Origin of the sequence: Acinetobacter sp. neg1, from assembly GCF_000788125.1 — a bacterium.
GTDB classification, from domain to species: Bacteria; Pseudomonadota; Gammaproteobacteria; order Pseudomonadales; family Moraxellaceae; genus Acinetobacter; species Acinetobacter vivianii.
Genome location: NZ_JSZD01000022.1, coordinates 121058 through 145629, shown reverse-complemented (window position 1 = coordinate 145629; position 24572 = coordinate 121058). Strand labels below are relative to the sequence as shown.

Annotated in this window: 27 protein-coding genes; 11 read left to right on the top strand and 16 right to left on the bottom strand. The window is 43.7% G+C overall.

All coding sequences use genetic code 11. The annotated features are described in order from the left end of the window. Positions 1–30: 30 nt before the first annotated feature. A complete protein-coding gene (locus PJ15_RS18105) occupies positions 31–792 on the top strand; it encodes a hypothetical protein (RefSeq protein WP_004773208.1) in 762 nt (253 codons plus the stop codon). A gap of 47 nt (positions 793–839) precedes the next feature. Here PJ15_RS18105 and PJ15_RS18100 read toward each other — a convergent pair whose 3' ends face one another. The 3 genes from PJ15_RS18100 to def all read right to left on the bottom strand — a co-directional run bounded on the left by PJ15_RS18100 (position 840) and on the right by def (position 4020). Continuing rightward, positions 840–2960, bottom strand: coding sequence for a TonB-dependent copper receptor (locus PJ15_RS18100; protein ID WP_047433154.1), 2121 nt, complete (start codon positions 2958–2960; stop codon positions 840–842). A 73-nt stretch (positions 2961–3033) separates the two neighbouring features. Then, on the bottom strand, positions 3034–3465 hold the full coding sequence (locus tag PJ15_RS18095; protein WP_047433151.1) for a DUF2946 family protein: 432 nt from the start codon (positions 3463–3465) through the stop codon (positions 3034–3036). 24 nt (positions 3466–3489) lie between these two features. Continuing rightward, on the bottom strand, positions 3490–4020 hold the full coding sequence (gene def / locus PJ15_RS18090; protein ID WP_004773212.1) for a peptide deformylase: 531 nt from the start codon (positions 4018–4020) through the stop codon (positions 3490–3492). Between the two features lie 123 nt (positions 4021–4143). Between def and PJ15_RS18085 the strand changes: the two genes are divergently transcribed. The 3 genes from PJ15_RS18085 to PJ15_RS18075 are packed head-to-tail and all read left to right on the top strand — an operon-like array spanning position 4144 to position 7042. After that, positions 4144–5295, top strand: coding sequence for a LysM peptidoglycan-binding domain-containing protein (locus tag PJ15_RS18085; RefSeq protein WP_047433148.1), 1152 nt, complete (start codon positions 4144–4146; stop codon positions 5293–5295). Between the two features lie 8 nt (positions 5296–5303). Continuing rightward, positions 5304–6434: a DNA-processing protein DprA gene (gene dprA, locus PJ15_RS18080; RefSeq protein ID WP_047433145.1), complete on the top strand. Its 1131-nt coding sequence runs from the start codon at positions 5304–5306 to the stop codon at positions 6432–6434. Positions 6435–6472: 38 nt separating this feature from the next. Beyond that, positions 6473–7042 (top strand): L-threonylcarbamoyladenylate synthase, encoded by a 570-nt coding sequence (locus PJ15_RS18075; protein ID WP_047433142.1) that lies wholly within the window; start codon positions 6473–6475, stop codon positions 7040–7042. A gap of 397 nt (positions 7043–7439) precedes the next feature. Here PJ15_RS18075 and PJ15_RS18070 read toward each other — a convergent pair whose 3' ends face one another. Together PJ15_RS18070 and PJ15_RS18065 are read right to left on the bottom strand one after the other, a co-directional pair. After that, positions 7440–8360, bottom strand: coding sequence for a DMT family transporter (locus tag PJ15_RS18070; RefSeq protein ID WP_047433140.1), 921 nt, complete (start codon positions 8358–8360; stop codon positions 7440–7442). Positions 8361–8463: 103 nt separating this feature from the next. Beyond that, positions 8464–9117: a TetR/AcrR family transcriptional regulator gene (locus PJ15_RS18065; RefSeq protein ID WP_171248630.1), complete on the bottom strand. Its 654-nt coding sequence runs from the start codon at positions 9115–9117 to the stop codon at positions 8464–8466. A 136-nt stretch (positions 9118–9253) separates the two neighbouring features. Here PJ15_RS18065 and PJ15_RS18060 point away from each other — a divergent pair, with 136 nt between their 5' ends. The 5 genes from PJ15_RS18060 to PJ15_RS18040 all read left to right on the top strand — a co-directional run bounded on the left by PJ15_RS18060 (position 9254) and on the right by PJ15_RS18040 (position 14233). After that, positions 9254–10474 carry an MFS transporter gene (locus PJ15_RS18060; protein ID WP_047433133.1) on the top strand — a complete coding sequence of 407 codons (1221 nt, stop codon included), beginning with the start codon at positions 9254–9256 and terminating at the stop codon, positions 10472–10474. A gap of 321 nt (positions 10475–10795) precedes the next feature. After that, complete coding sequence (locus tag PJ15_RS18055) at positions 10796–12010, top strand: MFS transporter (protein ID WP_047433131.1); 1215 nt, start codon at positions 10796–10798, stop codon at positions 12008–12010. A 16-nt stretch (positions 12011–12026) separates the two neighbouring features. Then, the gene (locus PJ15_RS18050; RefSeq protein WP_047433128.1) at positions 12027–12800 is read left to right on the top strand and encodes an AraC family transcriptional regulator; all 774 of its coding nucleotides are present in this window, start codon (positions 12027–12029) and stop codon (positions 12798–12800) included. 117 nt (positions 12801–12917) lie between these two features. Next, a complete protein-coding gene (locus PJ15_RS18045) occupies positions 12918–13463 on the top strand; it encodes a glutathione peroxidase (RefSeq protein WP_005255677.1) in 546 nt (181 codons plus the stop codon). 173 nt (positions 13464–13636) lie between these two features. Then, a complete protein-coding gene (locus PJ15_RS18040; protein ID WP_047433125.1) occupies positions 13637–14233 on the top strand; it encodes a hypothetical protein in 597 nt (198 codons plus the stop codon). Positions 14234–14295: 62 nt separating this feature from the next. Here PJ15_RS18040 and PJ15_RS18035 read toward each other — a convergent pair whose 3' ends face one another. The 11 genes from PJ15_RS18035 to PJ15_RS17985 all read right to left on the bottom strand — a co-directional run bounded on the left by PJ15_RS18035 (position 14296) and on the right by PJ15_RS17985 (position 23090). Beyond that, positions 14296–14781: a DUF2846 domain-containing protein gene (locus tag PJ15_RS18035; protein WP_047433122.1), complete on the bottom strand. Its 486-nt coding sequence runs from the start codon at positions 14779–14781 to the stop codon at positions 14296–14298. Positions 14782–14913: 132 nt separating this feature from the next. Beyond that, positions 14914–15333, bottom strand: coding sequence for a F0F1 ATP synthase subunit epsilon (locus PJ15_RS18030; protein WP_004773226.1), 420 nt, complete (start codon positions 15331–15333; stop codon positions 14914–14916). A gap of 28 nt (positions 15334–15361) precedes the next feature. Next, on the bottom strand, positions 15362–16756 hold the full coding sequence (gene atpD, locus PJ15_RS18025; protein ID WP_004656517.1) for a F0F1 ATP synthase subunit beta: 1395 nt from the start codon (positions 16754–16756) through the stop codon (positions 15362–15364). A gap of 30 nt (positions 16757–16786) precedes the next feature. Then, positions 16787–17656, bottom strand: coding sequence for a F0F1 ATP synthase subunit gamma (gene atpG / locus PJ15_RS18020; RefSeq protein ID WP_004773227.1), 870 nt, complete (start codon positions 17654–17656; stop codon positions 16787–16789). A gap of 77 nt (positions 17657–17733) precedes the next feature. Continuing rightward, positions 17734–19278 carry a F0F1 ATP synthase subunit alpha gene (gene atpA, locus PJ15_RS18015; RefSeq protein WP_004773229.1) on the bottom strand — a complete coding sequence of 515 codons (1545 nt, stop codon included), beginning with the start codon at positions 19276–19278 and terminating at the stop codon, positions 17734–17736. 42 nt (positions 19279–19320) lie between these two features. Further along, positions 19321–19857: a F0F1 ATP synthase subunit delta gene (locus PJ15_RS18010; RefSeq protein WP_004773231.1), complete on the bottom strand. Its 537-nt coding sequence runs from the start codon at positions 19855–19857 to the stop codon at positions 19321–19323. Positions 19858–19868: 11 nt separating this feature from the next. Continuing rightward, positions 19869–20339 carry a F0F1 ATP synthase subunit B gene (locus PJ15_RS18005; RefSeq protein ID WP_004773233.1) on the bottom strand — a complete coding sequence of 157 codons (471 nt, stop codon included), beginning with the start codon at positions 20337–20339 and terminating at the stop codon, positions 19869–19871. A gap of 39 nt (positions 20340–20378) precedes the next feature. Then, the gene (gene atpE / locus PJ15_RS18000; protein WP_000424060.1) at positions 20379–20624 is read right to left on the bottom strand and encodes a F0F1 ATP synthase subunit C; all 246 of its coding nucleotides are present in this window, start codon (positions 20622–20624) and stop codon (positions 20379–20381) included. A gap of 82 nt (positions 20625–20706) precedes the next feature. Beyond that, positions 20707–21582, bottom strand: a complete 876-nt coding sequence (atpB, locus tag PJ15_RS17995; RefSeq protein ID WP_004773235.1) for a F0F1 ATP synthase subunit A — start codon at positions 21580–21582, stop codon at positions 20707–20709. Between the two features lie 99 nt (positions 21583–21681). Next, positions 21682–22080: an ATP synthase subunit I gene (locus PJ15_RS17990; RefSeq protein WP_004773236.1), complete on the bottom strand. Its 399-nt coding sequence runs from the start codon at positions 22078–22080 to the stop codon at positions 21682–21684. 170 nt (positions 22081–22250) lie between these two features. Continuing rightward, positions 22251–23090, bottom strand: a complete 840-nt coding sequence (locus tag PJ15_RS17985) for a metal ABC transporter substrate-binding protein (protein WP_047433119.1) — start codon at positions 23088–23090, stop codon at positions 22251–22253. A 220-nt stretch (positions 23091–23310) separates the two neighbouring features. Here PJ15_RS17985 and PJ15_RS17980 point away from each other — a divergent pair, with 220 nt between their 5' ends. Next, on the top strand, positions 23311–23808 hold the full coding sequence (locus PJ15_RS17980; protein ID WP_004773240.1) for a transcriptional repressor: 498 nt from the start codon (positions 23311–23313) through the stop codon (positions 23806–23808). Then, positions 23781–24569, top strand: a complete 789-nt coding sequence (gene znuC, locus PJ15_RS17975; RefSeq protein ID WP_004773242.1) for a zinc ABC transporter ATP-binding protein ZnuC — start codon at positions 23781–23783, stop codon at positions 24567–24569. The genes PJ15_RS17980 and znuC overlap by 28 nt, the downstream gene beginning before the upstream one ends. The last annotated feature ends 3 nt before the right edge of the window (positions 24570–24572 follow it).

Here is a 24572-nt window from a genome sequence, read left to right as displayed (position 1 = left end):
AGCAACAGACTGTCGAAAAGGACATTGATCATGAATAATAGCCACCCCACAACAGACCATACGTCACAACAGTTTTATCGCCAATACAGCGCGAATGCCTTATTACCGCAATTAGACTGGCAACAGATTTTTGCGCATAGCAAACTCGAAGAGACACATTTACATGCACTAGATACCCTCTATCAGGCGGCAGTTCCACTGGCGTTGAATGTATTCCATGAACTGAATTTTGATGTATTTGCTCCTGCCGCCTACCATCCACAAGGTTTGGGATTATTTGAAAAGTTGGCACAGCAAGAGCAGAAATTTTTAGATGCACTTGAAGCAGAATCTGCTCATCTCGGCCATGAAACACGCCATCAAATTTGGAGCATGCTGTTACGCGGCGGCGCAGTTCTGGTCTTTAAAGCGTGGTTAAGTCATGTCAAAGGTGATGAAAACCAACTGGACAAAAGCCAGTTTGATGAACTTTCCGACTTATTGTTTATCAAAACGCGTCCTGAACAATTGGCACAGCTTTTAAAAGTCGATAGCAATGCACCGTTCACACATATTTTCCTGATGCATGATAATGATGTCTTCCTCGATCATTTTAATAGTCTGGAAACAGCCGCTTTATTTGTTGATTTAGGCGTTTACGATGCGGCATTTTTAAGCCTGCGTGATGACCGCGTGGCGGAATATCTCAAGAGTAAAGGTTACGTCACTCAAGAACAAATTGATGATTTGCAATGTGCATTAAATCCATTGTATTGCGATAGCCTGATGCCAAAACAGGATTGTCTGGCTTAGTGCTAAAATAAAACAAGGTGGACTGATCCACCTTGTTTTTGTATGGCTTAGAACTTCATGCTCATACGCATCCAGTAGTTGCGTCCAGTATTATTGAACTGCTCTTCACTGGCAAAACCAAAACCTGAACTGCCCGCTTTATTGAGGTGTTCGGTATAAGTTTTATCGAGCAAGTTATCGACACCAACTGAAAGATCGACATCTTTACTCAGACTATAACTACCATTCAATGAAATCGTTGAGAAACCAGCACTTGGCTTAAGGTCATACCCCACGATATTCCCTTGGTGCAAACTCACACGGTTTTGCTGATCGACAACACGCCACAACATACCAAGCGTGTATTTATCAGCAACATAACGTAAATTCACACGACCTTCTAAAGGTGCAATTTGTGGCAACGGCGTATTGTCGCTGGTATTTTTACCCCATGCATACATCGCACTCACGTCCGCCTGAATATGATCGGTAAACTGATACCCGATTCCAGCCTCAGCCCCTGCAATGGTGGCATCAACATTCTTGGCACCTGCGGTGATTCCACCACCTCCATGCCCACCATGTCCACCTTCATGTAAGTGGCTATGATCGTGATAACTCATCAGAATATAATCATCAATCAGTCCTGCATAAGCAGACACCCATGAGTTAAATGCACCCTGTTGCTGGGTAAAACCAAGATCTAGCTGTAAGGTTTTTTCTGGACGGACGCCGTTAAAGGTATTGCTCGAACCTGCATTACCATGTTCAGGACTGAATAGCTCCCAATAATCAGGCATACGTTCTACATAACCCAGTCCAACATAGCTATTGAGGCCATGCTCGGCATTTTGATTTTCCAAACGAACAAACGCACTTGGTAAGGTTTTTTCAAGCTGGGTATTGAATCCTTTGGCCTTAGAGTCAGCACGCTCATCATCAACCTTGACCTGATCGACACGAGCGCCTGTTACAATCTTGTTCTGCGGATTCAACTGATAAGTTAACTCACCAAAAGCACCATAAGACTGGAAGCGCATATCCTGACGGAATGGAACATTCATAGATGGCATGATCGGTGATGACATGCTGCCACCATGTTTATTAAACTGAGAATCCACTCCCGTGATTAAGCTCCACTGATCCCATTCAGAGGTCATCGCCAAGCGTGAGTTCAAGGTACGGCGCGTCACTTGCATTGCCATTGGGTTTGGCATCAGCATGCTGTGATCACCATGCTGCATTTCAACCATGGGCGGTGTGCGCAAACTATAGTTATCCATAATATGGTCGTTGTAGCTATAATTCACCTGACCTTCAATTTTCTTGATCACATCGGTGACATTTTTCTTTTCAAAGCGCAGGCCTAAACTCTCACGTGCGAATTGGGCACCATCCATACCACGACCCGCATATTCAGCCTCGCCATCAGCCTTGCCGCCCGTCAATTCCAACCAGGTATTTTCGTCAGGTGTCCAGCCTAAAGCGACGTCTGCATTCCAGCGCTCCCATGAAGAAGGCACGGTTTTACCGTCACCATCCTGATAGCTATTCGACTCAGAACGATTGGCATTCAAACGGATATATTTTTTCTCGTCCCCAACCGCGGCTTCAACATTTTGGTCTAAACGCCCAAATGAACCCCACAGTACACTTGCTTGTCCACGATAAGGTTTAGCTTGGGTTAACTTCTCAGGTTGACGTTCAAAAATCACGGTTGCAGCAGAACCTGTATTGGCATATTGAACCGTTTGTGGGCCTTTAATCACCGAAATACGATCATAGCTTTCGGGTGAAATATACGAGGTCGGTGCATCCATACGGCTCGGACATGCCCCCAGATTTTCCGTACCATCGGTCAGAATTTTGATACGTGAACCAAACATGCCACGGAAAGTCACGTCACTATTGGTACCGCCACTCTGTATCGCATTAAAGCCCATAATACTTTGTAAATAATCTGCCCCATCCGTTGCTGGGATTGGCTGAATCGGCTGTTTTGGATCGGCTTGTACCACCAAACCATTGCTCTCATTTGGTTGTTGGGCGGTTACCACAATCGGCGCAAGCGAAACATGAGCATGTTCAGATGCAGACTGGTCAGCTGGGTTTGCCCAAACCGTTACCGTATTTGAGGCAGCAAGGATCGCAACCGTGAGCGGTTGTAATAAAAATTTAGGTTGAGCCATGATAGGTCTCTCTTAAAACATAAGTAAAACTAGGCTAGAGTTTTGAAAACCCTAATGAAAATGACGTTTTAATTTATGCAAAGAGTGGCGGGGCTCGCCCTTGGGGCAACAGAAATAACCGTTGTAGTGCAAAATAGACATGCTTAAACGCTTGCTGATAAGCAACTAAACGGATTTGAATCCGAACCAACACTTCTTTCACACCAAATTCAGGCGGCAAGACCAGATTGGCATAGACCGTACAGTACTGACATTGGTGATTAGGATCATGATGGTCATGATGCAGCATCGAAACCTGAGCATGCTCAAGCTGATGTTCATGAGGATGTTGTGCCGAATGGCTCTGAGTACTTTGTAGTTTAGGTAACAGAAGCGCTTGGGTGATGGTTTCACACACAGGCGCAATCTGATATTGCTTCGGAAGGAGTGGCTGCAAGAAAACCGCAATCTGTAAACAGACCGCGGTTAAAGCCAGCAACAACCCACAACGAAACAAGGACAACATCTGTTAATTCATCGTCGCTACAGTTTAGCGTTTAACTGCAACTTTCTCTTTATCGCGTTGGCGCACCACTTTTTCCACTTTTTCGCGGGCACGCTGACGTTTTAAAGGCGATAAATAATCGACAAAAAGTTTGCCATTTAAGTGATCCATTTCATGTTGGATACAAACAGCGAGAAGTTCGTCAGCTTCTAACTCAAATGCTTGACCTTCAAGGTTAATTGCCTCGATTTTTACGCGTGACGGACGCTCAACTTTGTCGTATATTTGAGGCACAGAGAGACAGCCTTCTTCATAAGGCTGAGTATCTTCGGTCAGTGGAATGACTTTGGGGTTAATGAACACCATCGGTTGGTTTTTCTCTTCCGAGATGTCCATAACAATAAGCTGAATATGATGATCAACCTGAGTTGCCGCCAAACCGATACCTGGTGCTTCATACATGGTTTCAAACATATCTGCTGCAAGCTGACGAATTTCATCAGTGACTTCTTCGACTGGCTTGGCAATGGTACGAAGGCGGGGATCAGGAAAACTTAAAATAGGTAATAAGGCCATACTGTCGTCCTCACTTATGCCATTGATCAAAAAACCAACTGAAGGGAATGCTTGATCAAAAAAATTGTGTGTAAAGTCGTTATTATAGCGCAACTACACACATAATTTTTAGGAATTATGATAATGAAAAAGGTTTTAAACGGCATACCATCATTTCATGCCTTGGGGTTAAAAAAACAACTGATTGCAGCTGCAATTTGTGCAGGATTGGGGATGAGTATCAATTTTGCGCATGCAGCCAGCCCGAATGTTAGCCCACCTGCGGTGAAAGTAGGTGCTCCGCATGTCTATGTGGTGAAAAAAGGCGATACGCTCTGGGATATCTCGGGTAAATTTTTAAAGAAGCCTTGGCGCTGGCCTGAAATCTGGGCAAGCAATAAACATGTCAAAAATCCACACTGGATTTATCCAGGTGATCGTCTATTACTCTGTAGCCTGAACGGTAAGCCGTTGATTGGTAAAGATGAAGGTGATGGCTGTGACGGTATTATTCGCCGCTATACAGGCAATACGTCTACCCTGCGCCCGCAAGTCCGTGTTGAAGCACTGAACAATAGCGTACCTGTTATTCCATTGACACATATTCAGCAATGGTTAGAGCGCACTTCTGTGCTGCCAGCAGATGCGATTGCCAATACACCTTATATTCTAGGCACTGCTGATAACCGTGTTATGGCAGGTAAAGGCCAAAGTGTTTATGTGCGCGGCCAAGGCCTTGAAAATGGCCAACGCTACGGCGTATTCCGTGAAGGTGAACCCTATGTAGTACTGGATCAGAATGGTAAAAAACAGAATCTTGGCGTTGAACTGACTCAAGTTGCCTCAGGTGTGGCGATTCGTAGTGAAAATGACATTACTACGGTTGAACTGACCGATAGCTATAATGGTGAAGTGCGTCGTGGCGACCGTGTTATGACTGAACAAGATGCCATGCTGCCGACCCTGTTCTATCCAACCGACGCCAATCAGGTCAAAGATGGCGGTAAAATTATCCGTGTGATGGGTTCTATCGGTACAGCCGCAAAAAATGGTGTCGTAACCGTGGATCGTGGAACGGTTGATGGTGTTGAGGTCGGTCAGGTATTTAGTATCTATCAAGATGGTGAAACTGTTCGTGACCCAAAAACCAAAGAACAAGTGAAACTACCTGGACAATATTTGGGCAGTGTCATGATCTTCAAGAGTTTTGACCGTATCAGCTATGCCTATGTACTCGAAAGCGAGTTACCAATTAAGCTTGGCTCAGATATCAAACCACCACGTCTTGACGATTAAGGCCTAAGATGTTGAATCAATTATCGCCTCATCACTACCATACTGTGCTGGTGTGGTACTTGGTTCAACATTCGCTTTCCAGCTTCCAAAAAATCCAACAGCATTTCGGTAGCTGTGAACAGGCCACACAAAGTCATCATTTTTCAGAATGGTCTCAACTTGGCCTGCATGCCAACCATTTAAAACGTTTAGCGGAATTCCAGACAGCACAAGGCCAGCAACAGTTTGAACAACTGGTTCAACTGATTTGCCGCCATAGTGACTTTATTTTAACGCCTGAAGATATTGGCTATCCGACGCAGCTGCTGCCTTATACAGATCGTCCACCTATTCTATTTGGGCAAGGTCAGGCGCAAGCGCTGTTACAACCTCAAATTGCCATGGTCGGCAGTCGAAAACCGAGCCCTCACGGGCGACAAGTTGCCTATGATTTTGCTTACTATTTAAGTGAAAAAGGTTTCTATATTAGTAGCGGTTTGGCTCATGGCATTGATCAAGCAGCCCATCAAGGTGGTCTAGTTCATCAGCGCACTATCGCAGTGACAGGTACAGGACTAGACACCGTCTACCCTGCCCAACATAAACAACTGGCACAACAAATTACCCAGTCAGGCGCAGTAGTGACTGAATTTCTACCCACGACCATGCCTTTACAACAACATTTTCCACGACGGAATCGTATTGTCAGTGGCTTGAGTCTGGGTGTATTGGTGGTCGAAGCTGCACTTAAAAGCGGTTCATTAATTACTGCTAATGAAGCCGCCAGTCAAGGGAAAATGGTATTCGCCATTCCGGGACATATTTATAGTGAACATCATCAGGGCTGTCATCAGTTGATCCGCGAAGGTGCAATTCTGGTAGATCATCCTGAACAGGTGATTGAAGATCTGGCTTTACCTACACAATGGCAAGCCCAGCAACAAGCAGCGACAGACATTGCCTCAACACCACCAACGCTACCCGCCCATTTAATTGAGCTCTATCAGGTTTTAGACTGGGTTGGACAAGATCTCGATCAACTGGCGCAACGCTATTCTGCACCTATTGCTGAATTAACGGCCCAATTAATGGAACTGGAATTACTCGGTTTAAGCATGCAACAGGCAGGACGCTATTTACGTTGCCGCCCAATGCATTAAACTAGTCACCTCTCCCTCTGCTATTGTATTGACCTCGCATGATCACCTCTTCTATTTCTGAAGCAGCACAACTTTTAAAACAAGGACAGGTTCTGGCTTACCCAACCGAGGCGGTTTGGGGATTGGGCTGTGATCCCTACAATGAACAGGCTTTTCAGGAGATTCTGGAACTCAAACATCGTCCCGTTGAAAAAGGCGTCATTTTATTAGCAGGTCATTTAGATCAGGTAGCACATTTACTGCAAGGTTTAAATAACGACATTCGTCAGCAAGTGATTCACAGCTGGTCAAATCGCCAGCCAACTGAACGGGCCACAACTTGGCTATTACCTGCTGACCAACATATTCCAACATGGATCAAAGGTCAGCATCCTCTGGTGGCGGTGCGTGTCACCACCCATCCTTTATGCGTACAACTGTGCCAGCATTTTAATGGATTCATTGTCTCGACCAGCGCTAATCCCGCAGGCCAAACACCTGCTCATAGTCTGGCAGATGCTCAAGCGTATTTTGGCGACGCATTACATTATCTAGAAGGTGATCTGGGATTGAGTCGGGAGCCGAGTCGTATCCTCAATGCACTAACGGGTGAAATTGTTCGGGCTTGATGATTTAGATGAATAGCGGACAAAAAAAAGCTCAGTTATATAGGGATAACTGAGCATAAAAAGGATGTGTATAATCACATCCAGAGGGTTCATCAATTCGGTAAGCAACTTATTCATTCTAAAATGAATCATTTTGCTGTGGCTGGTATTATGAGCCAATCATTTCATTTATACAAATATATTATTTATCTAACAAAAAATGTGAAAAGCGTACCTTTTTTGTCACTTTAACCTTTTTAATAAAATTATATTTTTATTTTTATTCAGCTTTTTTTGAGCCTAAACTTTCCCTATCTTAAAAAATATAGTTGCAAATCAGATAGAAAGGAGAATCATTCAAAAAATAAATTGGTGCGTTTGTCTATTTTTTAAACAAACACACCTATGACTTTCATCTTTATGAGGCAGACTCTGCCAATTTGGCTGGTGCTTTAAGGGTTTTCTTTTGTGCCATGATGATCCCCACCAGAATCATGACACCACCAATGGTATGGTAAATAGTCCAGTGTTCCGATAACCACAGACTGGCAATAATCGCGGTGAATACCGGCATCAAGTTCATGAAAATACTGGTACGGTTTGGCCCAATCGCTTGCACGGCGACCATCCATAACAATGGTGCAATCAATGACGGGAACATCCCTGCATAAAGCACACTGGCCGCATTTTCAGCATTGATCCCATCCAGTCCCAACCACAATAAGAATGGCAAGTGATAAATCAGGGCAAAGGCAATCTGCACATATAAACTGGTCATCAATGGCAACTGAACTTGCCATTTTTTCAGGAACACACCATAGAAGGCATAGAATCCCACGGCCAATACCATGACCGCATCGCCCCAATGACCACCCTGCTCAAACAGGCTAGAAATACGCCCCTGACTCATGACATAAATCAAGCCAGCAAAAGACAATAAACTCCCGAAAATGGCATAGCGATTCGGTGCATCTTTTAAAATAATGTAAGAGATGAAAATGGTAAAAATAGGCACAAAGGCATTTACGATTCCCATATTCGTCGCGGTGGTATAGTGCGCTGCGGTATAAGACAGCCCTTGATACAACACCATCCCAAATGCACTGAGTACCGCCAGTTTAGGAATGAACGGACGAATTAGAGCACGTTGCTTCCAGACTTTTGGCAACATAAAAGGGGTCAAGATCAGGAAGGCAACAAACCAGCGATAAAAGCTGATACTGACTGGGGAAATATAGTCTGCCACATAGCGAGTTACCGCAATATTGAGTGACCAAATCAACACGGCAATCAAAGGCAATACAAATGCCCATTTTTGGTATTTCGTTAACTGACCCATCATTTTCTCACAATATCTCAGCAATGGATGTATTGTGGAAGATGTCCAAAATAATTGAAATATCGTATTTCAGACATTTATATCGCGCTTACGACATCCCTGCCTAGAACAGCTCCCAAGCACGCATGGCATGTTCTACAACTTTATGCAGTTGCTCAACCGTTGCGCCATCTCGAGCCTGAATGGTTAAACCTTGTACCACGGTGGCATAGAAGTCTGTCATTTCCTGCAAAGGAGCGGTTGCTACCAAATCACCGTTCGCCACGCCCTGCTCTAAACGTTCAAACAGTTTCTGCTTGGTTTGCAAACGTTTTTCCAGAATATTATGTTGCACTGCCTGCGCATTATCCGAGCAGTTCATGGTTGCCACCACCAGCATACAGCCTGCTGGTTTATTGGGTTGCGCCAAACGTTTGACGTTGTCATATAGATACAGCTCAAATGCAACTTTGGCAGTTTTGGCTTCTAAGAAAATAGGGACAATTGGACATGCTTCATGTGCCAGATAATAATCGATGCATTTATAAAACAGTCCGGCTTTATCACCAAAACTACTGTATAGACTCGGTGCAGTCAGTTCCAAAGCCTGAGTCAAATCACTGATCGACGTCGCTTCATAGCCATTCGCCCAGAACAGCAACATGGCTTTTTCCAGCGCCTGCTGCTCGTCAAAACACTTCGGACGACCACGCTTCTTTTTTAAGCTGTCATCACAGGGTGCTACTGTTGGCTCATGTGCATTTGTCATAACTGTCACAAATATTTCATAACGATCACTATTAAATTAATTGACGCACTCACTTTAATCAACTATTTTATTTTATATCGATCGTTATAAAAACGAATGTTTTTTCAATTTTATTGTTATCTCTATAACAATAAAGGGAATTATTATGGAAAACTCCACGCCCGCTGAGCTAAGTACACTTGAATCTAATCCATCTCAAGGTAACTGGTTTGCCTTACTGTCTGTCACCTTTAGCGCTTTTGCCTTAGTCACTGGCGAATTCCTTGCCATTGGTGTACTCAATGACATCGCGCGTGACTTTCAAATCTCAGTCGGAACAGCAGGTCTCACCGTTTCTTTAACCGCAATCGTGGGCATGTTTGCTGCGGTTCTGATTCCGATCTCAGCCAAAACAATGGATCGACGTTCGCTCTTATTAATGCTCACCCTGTTGATGATCATTGCCAATCTGCTCACCGCATTTGCGCCTAATTTCATGATTTTATTGTTCGGACGAATCATCTTAGGCGTTGCAGTTGGAGGATTCTGGGCAACTGCTGTTGCATTAAGTGGTCGTCTGGCACCCCCTCATTTACCCATTGCCAAAGCGACTGCATGTGTGGCTTTCGGGGTAACCTTAGCCAGCGTGTTAGGTGTCCCAATGGGCACATGGCTTGCTCAATATAATGGCTGGCAAACCTCTTTCACGGCGATTTCGCTCATGGGCGTATTGCTTTTGATCTTCCAGTATCTCTATCTGCCTCAATTAAAGCCATCTTCATCTTTGCGCTGGAAAGAGCTGCCTATCTTGGTGCAACATCCTGCTGCCCGCAAAGGTCTGATCATTTTTCTATTCATGGGGTTCGCCCACTTTGCAGCTTATAGCTACTTTTCTGCCTTCTTTAAACATCAGGTCGATTTTTCCGATAGCCTGATCAGCCGTTTACTGTTGGTCTACGGGATTGCAGGGATTTTTGGTAATGTTTTTGCAGGCTACCTCGGTCAGATCAATATCCGTTATACCTTTGCAGTGAGTGGTGTTGCGTTCTTGCTTGCATTTTTAGCTCTTCCGCTAGTCGGGGCAAATGTCATGCTTGCCATTGTATTAACGGCTTTATGGGGCTTTGCCTACGGGATTATTCCAACTGCTGTGAATATCTGGATGTTTACGCATGCACCTGAAGCGGTTGAAAAAGGTATGCCAATGGTGACATTGACCTTTTTAATCCTGATTGCGCTGGGCAGCATGTTCGGTGGCATTATCGTTGACCATTTTGATGGTTCAATCTTATTCTTCGCGATGCTTCCGCTGGTGCTTTGTTCACTTATCCTGATCTTTACACTGGCACGCGGCTTAAATAATCCTAAAGTCACTTATAAAAATTAGTCTTTAGCCTACAGATCAAACAGGAGATTAAACGACTTCTGTTTGATTTGAGAGAAAAATCCAGAAATTTGCTTTTCCTCTTATACAGTTCGCCCACTCCCATGATTCAGGGCGACTGTATTTTTCTTGAACAATCGCCTGCGTACTCATGATGACAGCTCATGCATAATTCTTATAAATGCCACATATATTTTTATAACGATCATTATAAAATTAATTGACGTCTCTCTTTTTATTCTTTATTTTATTTCATAGTGATCGTTATAAAATAAAACTTCATCTTTAGCTTTTGTCCTTGTGCTGACACCTCAGGAAAATCCCATGCAACAATCTACATCTTCAGACGTACGACCCACGCAAACCACACAAGGAAGTTGGTATGCCATTTTAGCGGTTGCCATCGCAGCCTTTGCACTGGTCACCAGTGAATTTTTACCTGTCGGCGTGCTCAACAGTGTCGCAGCCGACCTGAATATCTCAGTGGGCACAGCAGGCTTGATCATTACCTTGCCGGGGGTGATGGCTGCAATTGCAGCGCCACTATTGCCCGTTTCTGTGAAGCAGCTTGATCGACGCTATGTATTGATCTTGCTGACCGCAATTATGGTGATTGCCAATACCATTACCGCCTTTGCAGAGAACTTCAATGTTCTATTGTTGAGCCGTTTGGTGTTAGGCATTTCGATTGGTGGTTTCTGGGCAACTGCGATTGCCTTGAGTGGCAAACTGGCACCGCCTCATTTACCCATCGCCAAAGCAACCGCCATCGTCATGGCAGGTGTGACCTTTGCCACTGTACTCGGTGTTCCGATCGGAACCTGGCTTAGCGAGTTTTACGGGTGGCGCAGTGCATTTGGTATTACCGCTGGCATTGGCTTGATTGTCTTGGTGGTACAACTGATTTTCTTGCCTGAACTAAAACCTGATTCAGCCATTCATATTCGTGATTTACCTGCATTGTTACGTACCCCCAAAGCACGTAGCGGTATGTTAATCGTCTTGCTCATCGGTCTCGCCCATTTCTGTGCATATAGCTATCTGGCACCATTCTTTAAGAACATTGCTGGATTCAACGGCACCACTATCAGTTCCTTGTTATTGCTCTATGGGATTGCGGGTATTTTCGGCAATGCATTTGCAGGCTATAGTGGTAATCTGAATGTACGCTATACCCTCGCCTTTGTCGGGATCTGTTTTGCGATTGTGTTCTTTGGCTTCCCGATCTTTGCGATTCATGAGTTTGGCGCGATTGTATTAACCGCACTCTGGGGCTTTGCCTTCGGCGCATTTCCAACCTCGGCCAATATCTGGATGTTTGTCCATGCACCGCATGCGGTAGAAAAAGGCATGCCTTTGTTCGTCGGCATGTTTCAGGTCATGATTGCAACTGGTTCATTACTTGGCGGTTATGTGGTTGATCATTTCAATGAAAATATTCTAATTTATGGCGTCATCAGTTTTGTGGCTTTGGCATTAATTAGTATCTTCACTTTAGCCAAAGGCTTGAATAATCCTAAAATGACATGCGAAAATTAAGAGAGAGCCTCCCTGAATGAAGCATAACCTTGCTGAACAATTTCCCTTGCTACGCGATATAGAAATCCATGAATTTCTATATCAAAAGGATGATATTGTCAGCCCGCATTCTTCGCTCTGGGGGGATTTTAATTTCAGTTTGAACGGAACTTTAGAGTTTGATATTGAAGGGCAATATTACCTCTCGCCTCCCAGCTATGGACTGTGGCTGCCGCCTCGCACTGAGCACCAGTCACTTCCTGTTGAGCATGAAATCCACTATATCTGTATTCGATTACATCCGCGGCTCGGCGCATTTTTGGGCGAAGTTTGCCGTTGTTTTAGTATTGAACCTTTTTTCCGCGCGCTGGTCATTCATATTCTGGAACAGCAAAAACAGGCGGCAGCACCTGAGTATCTCGAACACCTGTTTCAGGTTTTATATGATCAGCTGAAACAGGCACCCGCTTATTCACATTATCTTCCGCAAAGCACACATCCCGTTCTTTCCCCAATTCTGGAACAGCTTGCAGACCCAGATTTATTTCATCTCAGCCTACAGAAAGTCTTACAAAACTTTGCGGTCAGTGAGCGTCATGTATTACGTCTCAGCCAGCAAGAACTGCAACTGTCACTATCTGAATGGCGTAATCGGGCCAAAATCATTTTTGCCATCAATCAGATTCGGCAAGGCATGACCATAAAGCAACTGGCATTTACGCTGGGTTATCATCATAGTTCCAGCTTTATTGAATTCTTTAAACGCTATACTGGACAAACGCCGATCCAGCTTAAAAATGCGGCAAGCTAAACAAATCCTTGGTTTTGCTTATTATTTGTATGTATTGCAAACAAGAGGATTGCACTCAGCTTCAATAGCAGTTAAAACAAACAGGTCTTGTCACAACAACAAATTAGGACGTATTCCATGAGCCAGTCGGTTTATCACATCCCTGTTAAGGACATCAAAGGTCAGGATGTTGATCTTGATCAATATCAAGGCAAAGTGCTTTTGATCGTAAATGTTGCCTCTAAATGTGGCTTAACCCCACAATACGAAGGCCTAGAGAAACTGTATCAAGCCAAGAAAGATCAAGGTCTGGAAATTCTCGGCTTCCCTGCTAACAATTTTCTGGAACAGGAACCGGGTAGCAACGATGAAATCCAACAATTCTGTTCACTGAATTATGACGTGCATTTTCCGCTATTCGCCAAGATCTCGGTTGCGGGTGATGATAAACATGCTTTATATGAGACATTGACTCAGGCAATTCCTGAGCGTACAGGTGAAGGCCCTTGGTGGAAAGATCTGGTTGATTATGGCTTAACACCAAACAACCCACCTGAAGTTTTATGGAATTTTGAAAAATTCCTCATCAATAAGAACGGTGAAGTGGTTGCCCGTTTTGCACCTGATATTACGGCAGATGATGAGCGCATTGTCAGCGCGATTGAAGCCGAGTTAGCAAAATAAGCATGAGAAATGTAGAGAAAAGAATAGCTTATCTATTCTTTTCTTTTAAACTCCTAGACAGTTCCTTCTACCATTTTCCTACATCAAACTGTTGCTGAATTGCAAAAATCACTTTTTTCTCCACATTTTCTCATTATAGTGACGCTCTTCTCATAATCTGGTGCAGTTCAGCCATGATGGAACATTTCTCTATCAAAGCCATTCTCTCAGTAACCACCTTGGTTAGTCTCTTAACGCTGGCAGGTTGCGATCAGGTTCCTCATGACAATGAGCAAGCTGAGCAAAACACTGAGATTGAACAATCAATAACAACCTTTGAAGATACAGAACGTGAAGCAAGCATTGCTCAGGACACTCAAAATCTGAGCAAAGGTAATATGCTGAATATCGCCCGCGATATTGCCAAGTTGCAAATTGAAACTGATGACTATGTAACGCTACTCAAGCAATCACAAAGCAATCTTGAACAAGCCATTCAAGATAAAAATGTCCAGAAATTACAGCATACAACAGGCGATTTAAACCAAGAGCTACATGGCTTGCATGATGCTTTATTATCGTTAAATTTAAGAAGCAATGAAGTGGATCAGATCCGCCAAAACTTATTAACTGCAAATCAAAAACTGTTAAATATGCCGTTATTGCATGGTCAAACCGATCTTTCAAAAATTGATTTTGCCAAGATTGAAAAACAGTTCAATACCATTCAAATGGATATGGTGAAACTGGCAACCTTAGTACTCGGCAATAAAGATGATTCAAACGCTTAAAGTCCGTTTATTTTAATTTTCGATTCCCCATAAATAAAGCCACCTGACGGTGGCTTTATTTTTTACTTTTTATCGAGCGTAATCGTTGGTTTGCTGCATTTACCAGATTGTGCAAGTTTATATTCACTCACTGCTTTTTTCCCAGTTTCATCATCAACCTGTTTCACATTTGCACCACCAACAAATGCACCCATTTTGATCGATTGTTGAACAAAGTAATTTTTACCTGGTTCTGTTTTAAGTACCAAATGATTAGGTGAAAATTCTGATTCAGTCGAGATTGTATGCTCTTGATTTCCTAAAACTTCCTTTAAGAAAAATGTGCCACGAGCAGTTTCACCTAAACACTCCCCATCTACCCATACATCTTTCTTGAGTGCCGCACCCACAACACTATTTGAACGATAAACATAAATTGCGGCATTACCCTCAGAAGGGGCTGCAAGTTTCTTGGCTTGTTCGTTCAGTTGATTGTTCGCTGGTGGTACCGATGCACACCCCACAAAAGCCATAGCGATGAATAATGGAAGACTTTTTATCATTTTCATGATGATTTTTACTCTTTGGTTTAATAATTCTAAATATGCGTGGTAATTTATAGAAAATTTATAATTATTCAAGACATCAAAATAAAAAAAGCCACCTGACGGTGGCTTTTTTCAATCTCGAACCTGCAATAATTAAAGCGCGCGGTTTTTGATTTTACGAATTGTTTCAAGCTGGCCTGAAATCTCTGAAAGAGATGCCAATGCCGCAGCTGAGTCCAAATCACTCTTTTGGTTGGCTAACAATGCTTCAGCTTGTTTACGAGCTTCCATAATTGCAGCTTCATCCAAGTTGTCAGCGCGAATTGCAGTATCTGCAAGCACGGTCACAACGTGAGGTTGAACTTCTAACACACCGCCTGATACATAAACGATTTCTTCTGTACCATTTTCCAACTGAACACGAATCGGGCCCGGTTGGAGCAAAGTTACGAGTGGCGCATGTCCTGGTAAAATACCAAGCTCACCGCCCGCACCTTTTGCGATTAACATCGTAACTTGTCCAGAGTAAATCGACTCTTTAACACTTACAACATCACATTGCATAGTCGCCATGAGAATCTCCTTAAATTAGAGTTGCTAATTAAAGTTTCTCGGCTTTAGCAATCACTTCGTCAATACCACCAACCATATAGAACGCTTGTTCTGGGATGTGATCGTATTCACCAGCTAATAGACCTTTAAAGCCACGAATCGTTTCTTTAAGTGGTACTAATTTACCAGGTGCACCAGTAAAGACTTCAGCTACGTGGAACGGTTGAGAGAAGAAACGTTGGATTTTACGCGCACGGTAAACAACCAATTTATCTTCTTCTGCTAACTCGTCCATACCCAAGATTGCGATGATGTCTTTAAGCTCTTTATAACGTTGCAATACGTTCTGTACAGAACGTGCAATTTCATAATGCTCAGCACCAACCACTAATGGGTCTAACTGACGTGAAGTCGAGTCAAGTGGATCGATCGCTGGGTAAATACCAGAAGATGCGATGTCACGGCTCAATACAACTGTAGCATCCAAGTGAGCAAACGTTGTTGCAGGCGATGGATCTGTTAAGTCATCGGCAGGTACGTATACTGCTTGGATCGATGTGATCGAACCAGATTTAGTCGACGTAATACGCTCTTGAAGAACACCCATTTCTTCTGCAAGTGTCGGTTGGTAACCTACTGCAGATGGCATACGACCTAACAATGCTGATACTTCAGTACCCGCAAGTGTATAACGGTAGATGTTGTCGACGAATAATAATACGTCACGACCTTTACCATTTTCGTCTTTTTGATCACGGAAGTATTCAGCCATAGTCAAACCAGTTAACGCTACGCGTAAACGGTTACCTGGTGGCTCGTTCATCTGACCGTAGACCATTGCTACTTTGTCAAGAACGTTAGAATCTTTCATTTCGTGATAGAAGTCGTTACCTTCACGAGTACGCTCACCAACACCAGCAAACACAGATAAACCTGAGTGAGCTTTCGCGATGTTGTTGATCAACTCCATCATGTTAACGGTTTTACCAACACCGGCACCACCGAACAGACCAACTTTACCACCTTTCGCGAACGGGCAAAGTAAGTCGATGACTTTAATACCAGTTTCTAAAAGGTCAGTCGAAGCTGCTTGTTCAGCATAAGAAGGTGCTTGACGGTGAATCGGCAAACGCTCTTCAGTCGCTACAGGACCTGCTTCATCGATAGGGCGACCCAATACGTCCATGATACGACCAAGTGTCGCTGGACCTACTGGAACAGAAATCGGTGCATTTGTGCTAGTTACATTAAGGCCACGTTTAAGACCTTCTGTAGAACCCATTGCGATGGTACGAACAACACCATCGCCAAGCTGTTGCTGAACTTCTAAAGTAGTTTCAGTACCGTCAACTTGGAGAGCGTCATAGATCTTAGGAACGCTATTGCGCTCAAACTCGACGTCGATAACCGCGCCGATGATCTGAATGATACGACCGCTACTCATTGCTGTCTCCTCAATTCAAACTTAATAATGTTAAACGGCAGCGGCACCGCCAACGATCTCGGAAATTTCCTGAGTAATCGCGGCTTGACGCAGCTTGTTGTAAATGAGTTGTAGGTCTTTAATCAGTTGTCCTGCGTTGTCTGTCGCTGCTTTCATCGCGACCATACGAGCTGACTGCTCACATGCAACGTTTTCAATCACACCTTGATAAACCATAGACTCGATATAGCGAACCAACAAACCATTTAACAATTCTTCTGCTTCTGGTTCGTAGATATAGTCCCAACCATAAGTACGGTTGAGGTCATCGCCTTCTTCTGCCGGTGCTAAAGGAACAAGTTGTTCTACTTTAGGCTGCTGAGTCATTGCATTGATGAAGCCATTTGAAACGAGATAGATACGATCTAGTTCGCCTTTATCAAATGCATCAAGCATTACTTGTACTGAGCCTGTTAACTGTTCCAAACTCGGCGCATCGCCAAGTTGGGTCGTTGCACCAAGCACTTTACCGCCGTAATTCTTAAAAAACGAAACCGCTTTTTGACCAATCAAAGCAAATTCAACTTCAATTGACTGCTGTTGTTGTGCTTTGACATGCTGCACAACTTTCTTGAACAAGTTAATGTTCAAGCCACCCGCCAAGCCACGATCTGAAGATACAACGATATAGCCAACGCGCTTAACTGGGCGTTCAACCATATAACGATGTTTGTATTCAGGGTTTGCTTGTACCAAGTGAGCAATTACACGGCGCATATTATCGGCATACGGACGGCCCTGAGCCATGCGCTCTTGCGCACGACGCATTTTCGAAGCAGCTACCATTTGCATCGCGCGAGTAATCTTTTGCGTGCTCTTGATACTAGCTACTTTGGCGCGAATTTCTTTTAAATTTGCCATACGCTTAACCTAGTATTCGAAAGCTCTTTCGAGCTTCCGAAGGTTGATCCGTGAACCAAACTTAACTAAAGATAAACTTAGTAAGTTTGAGTCGCTTTGAAGCTCTCAATACCTGATTTGATTGCTGCTTCGATGTCTTTGTTGTAATCACCAGTTTCATCGATCTGTTGCATTAACGCAGCATATTCAGAACGGAAGTAAGAGATTAACGCAGCATCAAAGTCTACGATTTTCTTCACTTCTACGTCAGCCATATAGCCTTCGTTAGATGCATAAACAGATACAGCCTGGTCAGCGATTGAGTAAGGAGCATATTGTTTTTGCTTCATTAACTCAGTTACACGTTGACCATGCTCAAGTTGCTTACGAGTTGCTTCATCAAGGTCAGAAGCAAACTGAGCAAACGCAGCCAATTCACGGTATTGCGCTAGAGCGGTACGGATACCACCAGACAATTTTTTGATGATCTTAGTTTGCGCAGAACCACCAACACGAGATACCGAGATACCTGCGTTCACAGCAGGACGAATACCTGCGTTGAATAATGATGTTTCTAAGAAGATCTGACCGTCAGTAATCGAAATTACGTTCGTTGGTACGAATGCAGATACGTCACCAGCTTGAGTTTCAATGATCGGTAATGCAGTTAAAGAACCAGTTTGACCAGTTACTGCACCGTTCGTGAATTTCTCAACATAATCAGCTGAAACGCGCGAAGCACGCTCAAGAAGACGCGAGTGAAGATAGAATACGTCACCTGGATACGCTTCACGACCTGGTGGACGACGTAAAAGTAATGAAATTTGACGGTAAGCAACAGCTTGCTTAGACAAATCATCATAAATGATTAACGCGTCTTCACCACGATCACGGAAGTATTCACCCATTGTACAGCCAGAGTACGGAGCTAAATACTGCATTGCTGCAGGATCAGCGGCCGCAGCTGCGACAACAGTTGTATACGCCATAGCGCCAGTTTCTTCTAGCTTGCGTACTACGTTTGCAATTGTTGATTGTTTTTGACCAATCGCAACGTATACACATTTAATGCCAGAGTTTTTCTGAGCGATGATCGCATCGATCGCCATTGCTGTTTTACCAGTTTGACGGTCACCAATAATCAACTCACGCTGACCACGACCTACAGGGATCATGGTATCAACTGATTTATAACCAGTTTGAACAGGTTCGTCGACAGACTGACGCCAAATTACACCTGGTGCTACTTTTTCAACAGCATCAGTAAGTTTTGCATCAATAGGGCCTTTACCATCAATCGGGTTACCCAAAGCGTCTACGACACGGCCAAGAAGTTCAGGACCAACCGGAACTTCTAATACACGACCTGTACAACGAGCTTTTTGACCTTCTTGAAGGCTTAGGTAGTTACCTAAAACAACGGCACCCACTGAATCCTGTTCTAGGTTCAGTGCCATACCAAATAAGCCGCCGTCGAATTCGATCATTTCACCGTACATTGCATCCGCAAGACCGTGAATACGCACGATACCGTCAGATACCATGACGATGGTACCTTCATTCTTAGCGGTCGCGCTGGTGTCCAGATCGCCGATACGCTGTTTAATGAGCGCACTGATCTCGGATGGATTCAGTTGTTGCATTGCGCTATTCCTCAATCTTTTTTAAGTTCAGTCTTTTTGCTGTTAGGCAAGAAGACGAGTCCGCATTTTTTCAAGCTTGTTAAGCGCAGAGTCATCTATCACTTGGTCGCCTGCACGAATCACAACACCTGCGATTAACGCTGGATTAACGTTGACAGTAACCTGAACGGTTCTGTTAAAACGTTTTTCAAGCGCATGAGCCAAAATGTGCTCTTGTGTCGCATCCATTGGGAAAGCAGATTCAATCTCTACTTCCAACGTGTTGTTGTTCTGCGATTTAAGTAATTCGTATTCTGCAGCGATTTCAGGCAATAAAACCAAACGATCGTTATCCGCAAGCAATGTCAAAAAGTTAGACACTGATTGTGATTGATCTTCACCTAAAACCTTTGCAAAAAGACCTACTTGTTCCGCAGGAGTCAGCTCAGGGCGATTTAAATAAGCGGAAAATGCTTCGTCTTGCACCGCAGCACCGAGCAGTTGTAACGCATTTGACCAAGCGTCAGTTGCATTCTGCTCAGATGCATAAGCAAATGCTGCTTTGGCGTACGGGCGTGCTAACGTCAAGAGTTCAGCCATATTCGCCTCGCTTAAAGTTTAGCAGCCAGCTGATTCAGCATGGCATTATGAGCTTCTGCGTCAACTTGTTGGTTCAGAATTTTTTCTGCGCCAGCAACTGCCAAAGCAGCAACTTGTTGACGTAATTCTTCGCGAGCAGAATTGATGTCTTGATCAACAGTTTCTTTCGCCTGTTGACGAATACGCTCACCTTCAGCAGATGCCTGGGTACGCGCTTCTTCGACCAATTGTGCTGCACGACGGTTCGCTTGTTCGATCAATTGAGCCGCTTGTGCTTTTGCTGCGTCTAATTCTGCCTTAACTTGTGCTTGCGCATCAGCAAGGTCAGCTTTTGCTTTTTCAGCAGCATTTAAGCCATCAGCGATTTTACGCTGACGCTCACTAATCGCATTGATTAGTGGTGGCCAAACAAACTTCATGCAGAATGCGACAAAAAACGCAAATGCAATCGCTTGGCCAATCAATGTGAGGTTGATATTCATTTCGCTATTCCTCAATATGTGGATTTAGGAATTAAGCTATTAACCTACAAATGGATTAGCGAAGATGAAGAACAAGCCAATACCAACACCGATCATAGGCACAGCATCAAGAAGACCCGCAATTAAGAACATACGAGTTTGAAGTTGTGGAGCCAATTCTGGTTGACGAGCAACAGCTTCTAAGAAGCGACCACCTAAAAGACCGAAACCAATCGCAGTACCTAAAGCACCGAAAGCGATCAAGATAGCAGATGCAATTGCAACTAGACCTAAAGTGAGTTCCATGAAAAATTCCTCAGAGGTTAGGTTATTACCAAATTAAACTAAAATTTAAGCCCAACCATCAGGTGACAGTTAGGCAATACCATTAATGCTTTTCGCTTGCCATGCTCAAGTAAACGATGGTCAGCATCATAAAGATAAATGCTTGCAGCGTGATTACGAGAATGTGGAAGATAGCCCAAGGCACAGATAACGCCCACTGGATCCAGAACGGCAATAATGCGATCAAGATGAAGATCAACTCACCCGCATACATGTTACCGAACAGTCGTAGAGCCAACGAAACTGGACGAGCAAGGAAAGTTACTAATTCCAAAACTAAGTTCACTGGAATCAATAACGCTTTTGCAAATTTGTTACTTGGGTTGAATGGGTTAAGTGCCAATTCACCGACGAAACCGCCGATCCCTTTCTCACGAATACTGTAGAACAAGATCAAGGCAAATACTGACAAAGACATACCTAAAGTAATGTTAGGGTCAGTAGATGGAACAATCTTGAAATACACGTGGTGAGGGTCCATACCAAACACACTTGCACCAATTTGTTGAGCTAGATACGGAACCCAGTCAACAGGGATTAAGTCCATTAAGTTCATGAGGAAAATCCACACGAAAATGGTTAATGCCAATGGCGCAATTAAGCGTGATTTGCCGTGGAAAGTATCACGAACACTTGAGTCAACAAACTCGATAATCATTTCGATTGCTGACTGGAATTTCGTTGGAACACCTGCGTTAGCAGCTTTCGCAACGATCCAGAACATCAAACAGAAAATCACACCAAGTCCGATAGACCAACCCATTGAATCCAAGTGAATTGCAGTGAACCCCATCGATTGAGCTTCTTCAGCAGTCTCAGCCAATTTCCATGTACCGTCAGGCATTTTGCCATAGGTCATATTGGTCAAGTGATGCTTGATATACTCGGTCGAAGTCAGGGCATGTTCTTCAGCAGCCATAAATCACACCTGGTCAATGTCAATCATTAAAAAGAAGAGAAACGAATCGTGCGGATGGCAATGATTCCGCTTCTACTTCCAAAAATCTTAAAATGTGTCTTAAACTCGTTTTTGTAGACGTGCCACCCAAAATGGCGCGACCCACGACATCGCTTGTACGAGAATAAATCCACAAAACAATGCAACCGGTGACAGCGGTTTAACATTGCTCAAAATTAATATAAAACCCACGATCACAATCGCAAACTTACCGAGCATCCCTCGGTACATATTCAGCATGACTTGTTTTGATGCTCTTGCGCCTGCCGTTCTAAACGACTGCCAAGCAAAATAACAATGTGCCAACCAACATACCAAAGCCCCAAGCGCAGCACTCAAAGCAGCAGTTGTGTCTTTCATTGCCCATGCCAGTAAAGCGGCAACGGGAATCATACATGCTTGTAAGAAGACCAAAGCTTTTGCTAATCGTCGGTCAATCATGCGACTAGTTTGGCTCATTTTTTACCCACTTACAGCAGAACTGCTTGACAAGTTTTAATCATGATCGTTTCGAATCGCAGGCATTATAGAGTTACACCCCTGAACATGCAATCTTTTCTCGACTTAAGTCTGGTTTTTTCGTTACCATATTTTTTGACGCTAGAGTCAATTGATTTTTATTTTTTTCATCAATTTTGTGCACTTATTACGCATTTATCGGTTTTTGAAGCCAATTTTTTCCACGCTGTTACAAAATCGTCTTCACCACGCATGCTTTCATCGACGGGTTGGAAAACTACTGGGTTCATTTTTTGGTACTGACTCGAACTTGCTGTCGTTTCGGCCAATAAGCACATTTTATTCTGCGGACGATTGTCTCTTAAGTACTTAATTTGCGCTGCTGTCGAGGCAATATGTGGATCATCGGTCAAAGCGCCCGCAAATTTTAAATTTAACGCTCTTTCTAGATACTGATAGGCATCGTGATAAGACCAATAGTTTTTGGCCTTGCTTGAGCTTTCATATTGTTGTGATGCCTGCAACATTTGTTGTGAGAATGCTTTGGCATTGGCAAGATATTTGGCTTTATTTTCTGGATGTTGTTGTGAACGTAAAGTTGCAATAAAGAAGGCAATACGTACGGCATTATTTGGTTCTAACCAGACATGGCTATCCACTGTGTTCGCCAAAGATGCACCACGCAGGTTACGCTGTGGCAAGACGGTTAAAATACCCGAGTCTAATAGCGCAATCGCTTTACGGTTCTGGTTCAACATCTTTTCGAGAGGCGCTTCATGCGACTTGCCTAACCAGATAACGAGAGAGGCATCCTGAATCGCCTTACGGTGTGCAGGTGTTAGTTGTACATCATGACCACTTTGGTCTTTCAACAAAAGAACAGGTTCTTCCACCCCTTCCGTGACTTCTTTCGCAATCAGGTAAATTGGATGTGTTGAAACCACCAAGCTTTGTGTCCAGCCCCATGTGCTTAACATTGAAAACAAGACGAGAACAATTAGGCGGGACATCACAATATTACTCAATTTGGCGAAGCATGTTATAATATAACAAAAGTTGCAAAATACCTATGTCTATTTTCAGATTTGCCGCACTATCCGTCGTGCGCTTCACTTATATAGATAGTTATCATAAATTGCATGTTATGATAGCAGGGCTATTGAGACATCAGCGAGCCATTCTGTGCCAGTGAAGAATCAATAGACTCTACAAAAACAATGAGGTCAATCTATGAGTTCTTGTTCACATGAACATGACAATGCTTTACATGGTGTTCACGGTCATCACGATATTAAAGCGCGACTTGCTGAAGCAGAAATTTTATGTACTGCGACTGGCGCACGCCTAACACCTTTACGTAAAGAAGTCCTTGAACTCATTTTGAATGCCTCTGCACCAATGGGTGCTTATGACTTGCTGGCTAAAATAAAAGGTCAGGCAGATCGACCTGCTGCGCCACCCACGGTGTACCGCACTTTAGATTTCTTGTTAGAAAAAGGTCTGATTCACCGCTTAACATCTATTAATGCCTATATTCCATGTTGCCACCCACGCGAAGGACATCAGGCTGCATTTTTGATTTGCACTGAATGTCATTCTGTAAAAGAAGCCTCCGCTCAGGGACTGATCCAACAACTTGATCAACTTGCTGCCTCAGACCAGTTTTCTGCTCAACATAGCATTATTGAAATTTCTGGAAAATGTCATCAGTGCAGCACACTTCAATAAGCACTCCACTTATTCAACTGGAGGGTATCTCGGTTCGACTTGATGAACGGGATATTTTGAGAAATGTCGATTTTTCGCTACAAGCAAAAGAGATTGTGACGCTGATCGGTCCCAATGGTGCAGGTAAATCAACTTTAATTAAAGTCCTGCTCGGGATCATGTCACCGACTAAAGGCAAAATACATTTCTCAAAAAAATTAAAGCTGGCTTACGTACCACAGAAGTTTAATCCTTCTGCTAGTCTACCCTTGCGTGTACAGGACTTACTGGATCTGGAAGTTTGCGAAGCATCGCTTCGTGCAGAAATCATTCGCGATACGGGCATCCAGAAGTTACAGTCATCTAAAGTACAGCAACTATCTGGTGGCGAACGGCAACGGGTTTTACTTGCGAGAGCCTTATTACGTCAACCAGATATTCTGGTGCTGGATGAACCCATGCAAGGTCTGGACATCCAGTCCGAAGCAGAACTATACGAATATGTACGTAGCCTGCCAGAACGTTATGGCTGTGCCGTCTTGATGGTCTCGCATGATTTGCAATGGGTCATGCAAGGAACTCATCGTGTCGTCTGTCTGAACAAACACATTTGCTGTAGCGGTTTACCTGAAAGTATTCAGCAACACCCCGAGTATCAGGCCATTTTTGGTACGCAACGGATGTTCTATCAGCATCATCACAACCACTGCGGTCACAGCGATCATGCCGAGCCTTGCACACATGATCCACGCCCACATATTCACCCTGAGCCGAAGGTCTAAGCC

Coding starts and splice junctions, on each gene's coding strand:
- PJ15_RS18060 (WP_047433133.1), top strand. CDS start 9,254: ATGGAAAACTCCACGCCCGCTGAGCTAAGTACACTTGAATCTAATCCA.
- PJ15_RS18050 (WP_047433128.1), top strand. CDS start 12,027: ATGAAGCATAACCTTGCTGAACAATTTCCCTTGCTACGCGATATAGAA.
- znuC (WP_004773242.1), top strand. CDS start 23,781: ATGTCATCAGTGCAGCACACTTCAATAAGCACTCCACTTATTCAACTG.
- atpB (WP_004773235.1), bottom strand. CDS start 21,582: ATGGCTGCTGAAGAACATGCCCTGACTTCGACCGAGTATATCAAGCAT.
- PJ15_RS18070 (WP_047433140.1), bottom strand. CDS start 8,360: ATGGGTCAGTTAACGAAATACCAAAAATGGGCATTTGTATTGCCTTTG.
- PJ15_RS18045 (WP_005255677.1), top strand. CDS start 12,918: ATGAGCCAGTCGGTTTATCACATCCCTGTTAAGGACATCAAAGGTCAG.
- PJ15_RS18010 (WP_004773231.1), bottom strand. CDS start 19,857: ATGGCTGAACTCTTGACGTTAGCACGCCCGTACGCCAAAGCAGCATTT.
- PJ15_RS18035 (WP_047433122.1), bottom strand. CDS start 14,781: ATGAAAATGATAAAAAGTCTTCCATTATTCATCGCTATGGCTTTTGTG.
- PJ15_RS18055 (WP_047433131.1), top strand. CDS start 10,796: ATGCAACAATCTACATCTTCAGACGTACGACCCACGCAAACCACACAA.
- PJ15_RS18105 (WP_004773208.1), top strand. CDS start 31: ATGAATAATAGCCACCCCACAACAGACCATACGTCACAACAGTTTTAT.
- PJ15_RS18075 (WP_047433142.1), top strand. CDS start 6,473: ATGATCACCTCTTCTATTTCTGAAGCAGCACAACTTTTAAAACAAGGA.
- PJ15_RS18005 (WP_004773233.1), bottom strand. CDS start 20,339: ATGAATATCAACCTCACATTGATTGGCCAAGCGATTGCATTTGCGTTT.
- PJ15_RS18030 (WP_004773226.1), bottom strand. CDS start 15,333: ATGGCGACTATGCAATGTGATGTTGTAAGTGTTAAAGAGTCGATTTAC.
- atpG (WP_004773227.1), bottom strand. CDS start 17,656: ATGGCAAATTTAAAAGAAATTCGCGCCAAAGTAGCTAGTATCAAGAGC.
- PJ15_RS17990 (WP_004773236.1), bottom strand. CDS start 22,080: ATGAGCCAAACTAGTCGCATGATTGACCGACGATTAGCAAAAGCTTTG.
- PJ15_RS18100 (WP_047433154.1), bottom strand. CDS start 2,960: ATGGCTCAACCTAAATTTTTATTACAACCGCTCACGGTTGCGATCCTT.
- PJ15_RS18085 (WP_047433148.1), top strand. CDS start 4,144: ATGAAAAAGGTTTTAAACGGCATACCATCATTTCATGCCTTGGGGTTA.
- PJ15_RS18040 (WP_047433125.1), top strand. CDS start 13,637: ATGATGGAACATTTCTCTATCAAAGCCATTCTCTCAGTAACCACCTTG.
- PJ15_RS18095 (WP_047433151.1), bottom strand. CDS start 3,465: ATGTTGTCCTTGTTTCGTTGTGGGTTGTTGCTGGCTTTAACCGCGGTC.
- dprA (WP_047433145.1), top strand. CDS start 5,304: ATGTTGAATCAATTATCGCCTCATCACTACCATACTGTGCTGGTGTGG.
- def (WP_004773212.1), bottom strand. CDS start 4,020: ATGGCCTTATTACCTATTTTAAGTTTTCCTGATCCCCGCCTTCGTACC.
- atpA (WP_004773229.1), bottom strand. CDS start 19,278: ATGCAACAACTGAATCCATCCGAGATCAGTGCGCTCATTAAACAGCGT.
- atpD (WP_004656517.1), bottom strand. CDS start 16,756: ATGAGTAGCGGTCGTATCATTCAGATCATCGGCGCGGTTATCGACGTC.
- atpE (WP_000424060.1), bottom strand. CDS start 20,624: ATGGAACTCACTTTAGGTCTAGTTGCAATTGCATCTGCTATCTTGATC.
- PJ15_RS17980 (WP_004773240.1), top strand. CDS start 23,311: ATGAGTTCTTGTTCACATGAACATGACAATGCTTTACATGGTGTTCAC.
- PJ15_RS17985 (WP_047433119.1), bottom strand. CDS start 23,090: ATGTCCCGCCTAATTGTTCTCGTCTTGTTTTCAATGTTAAGCACATGG.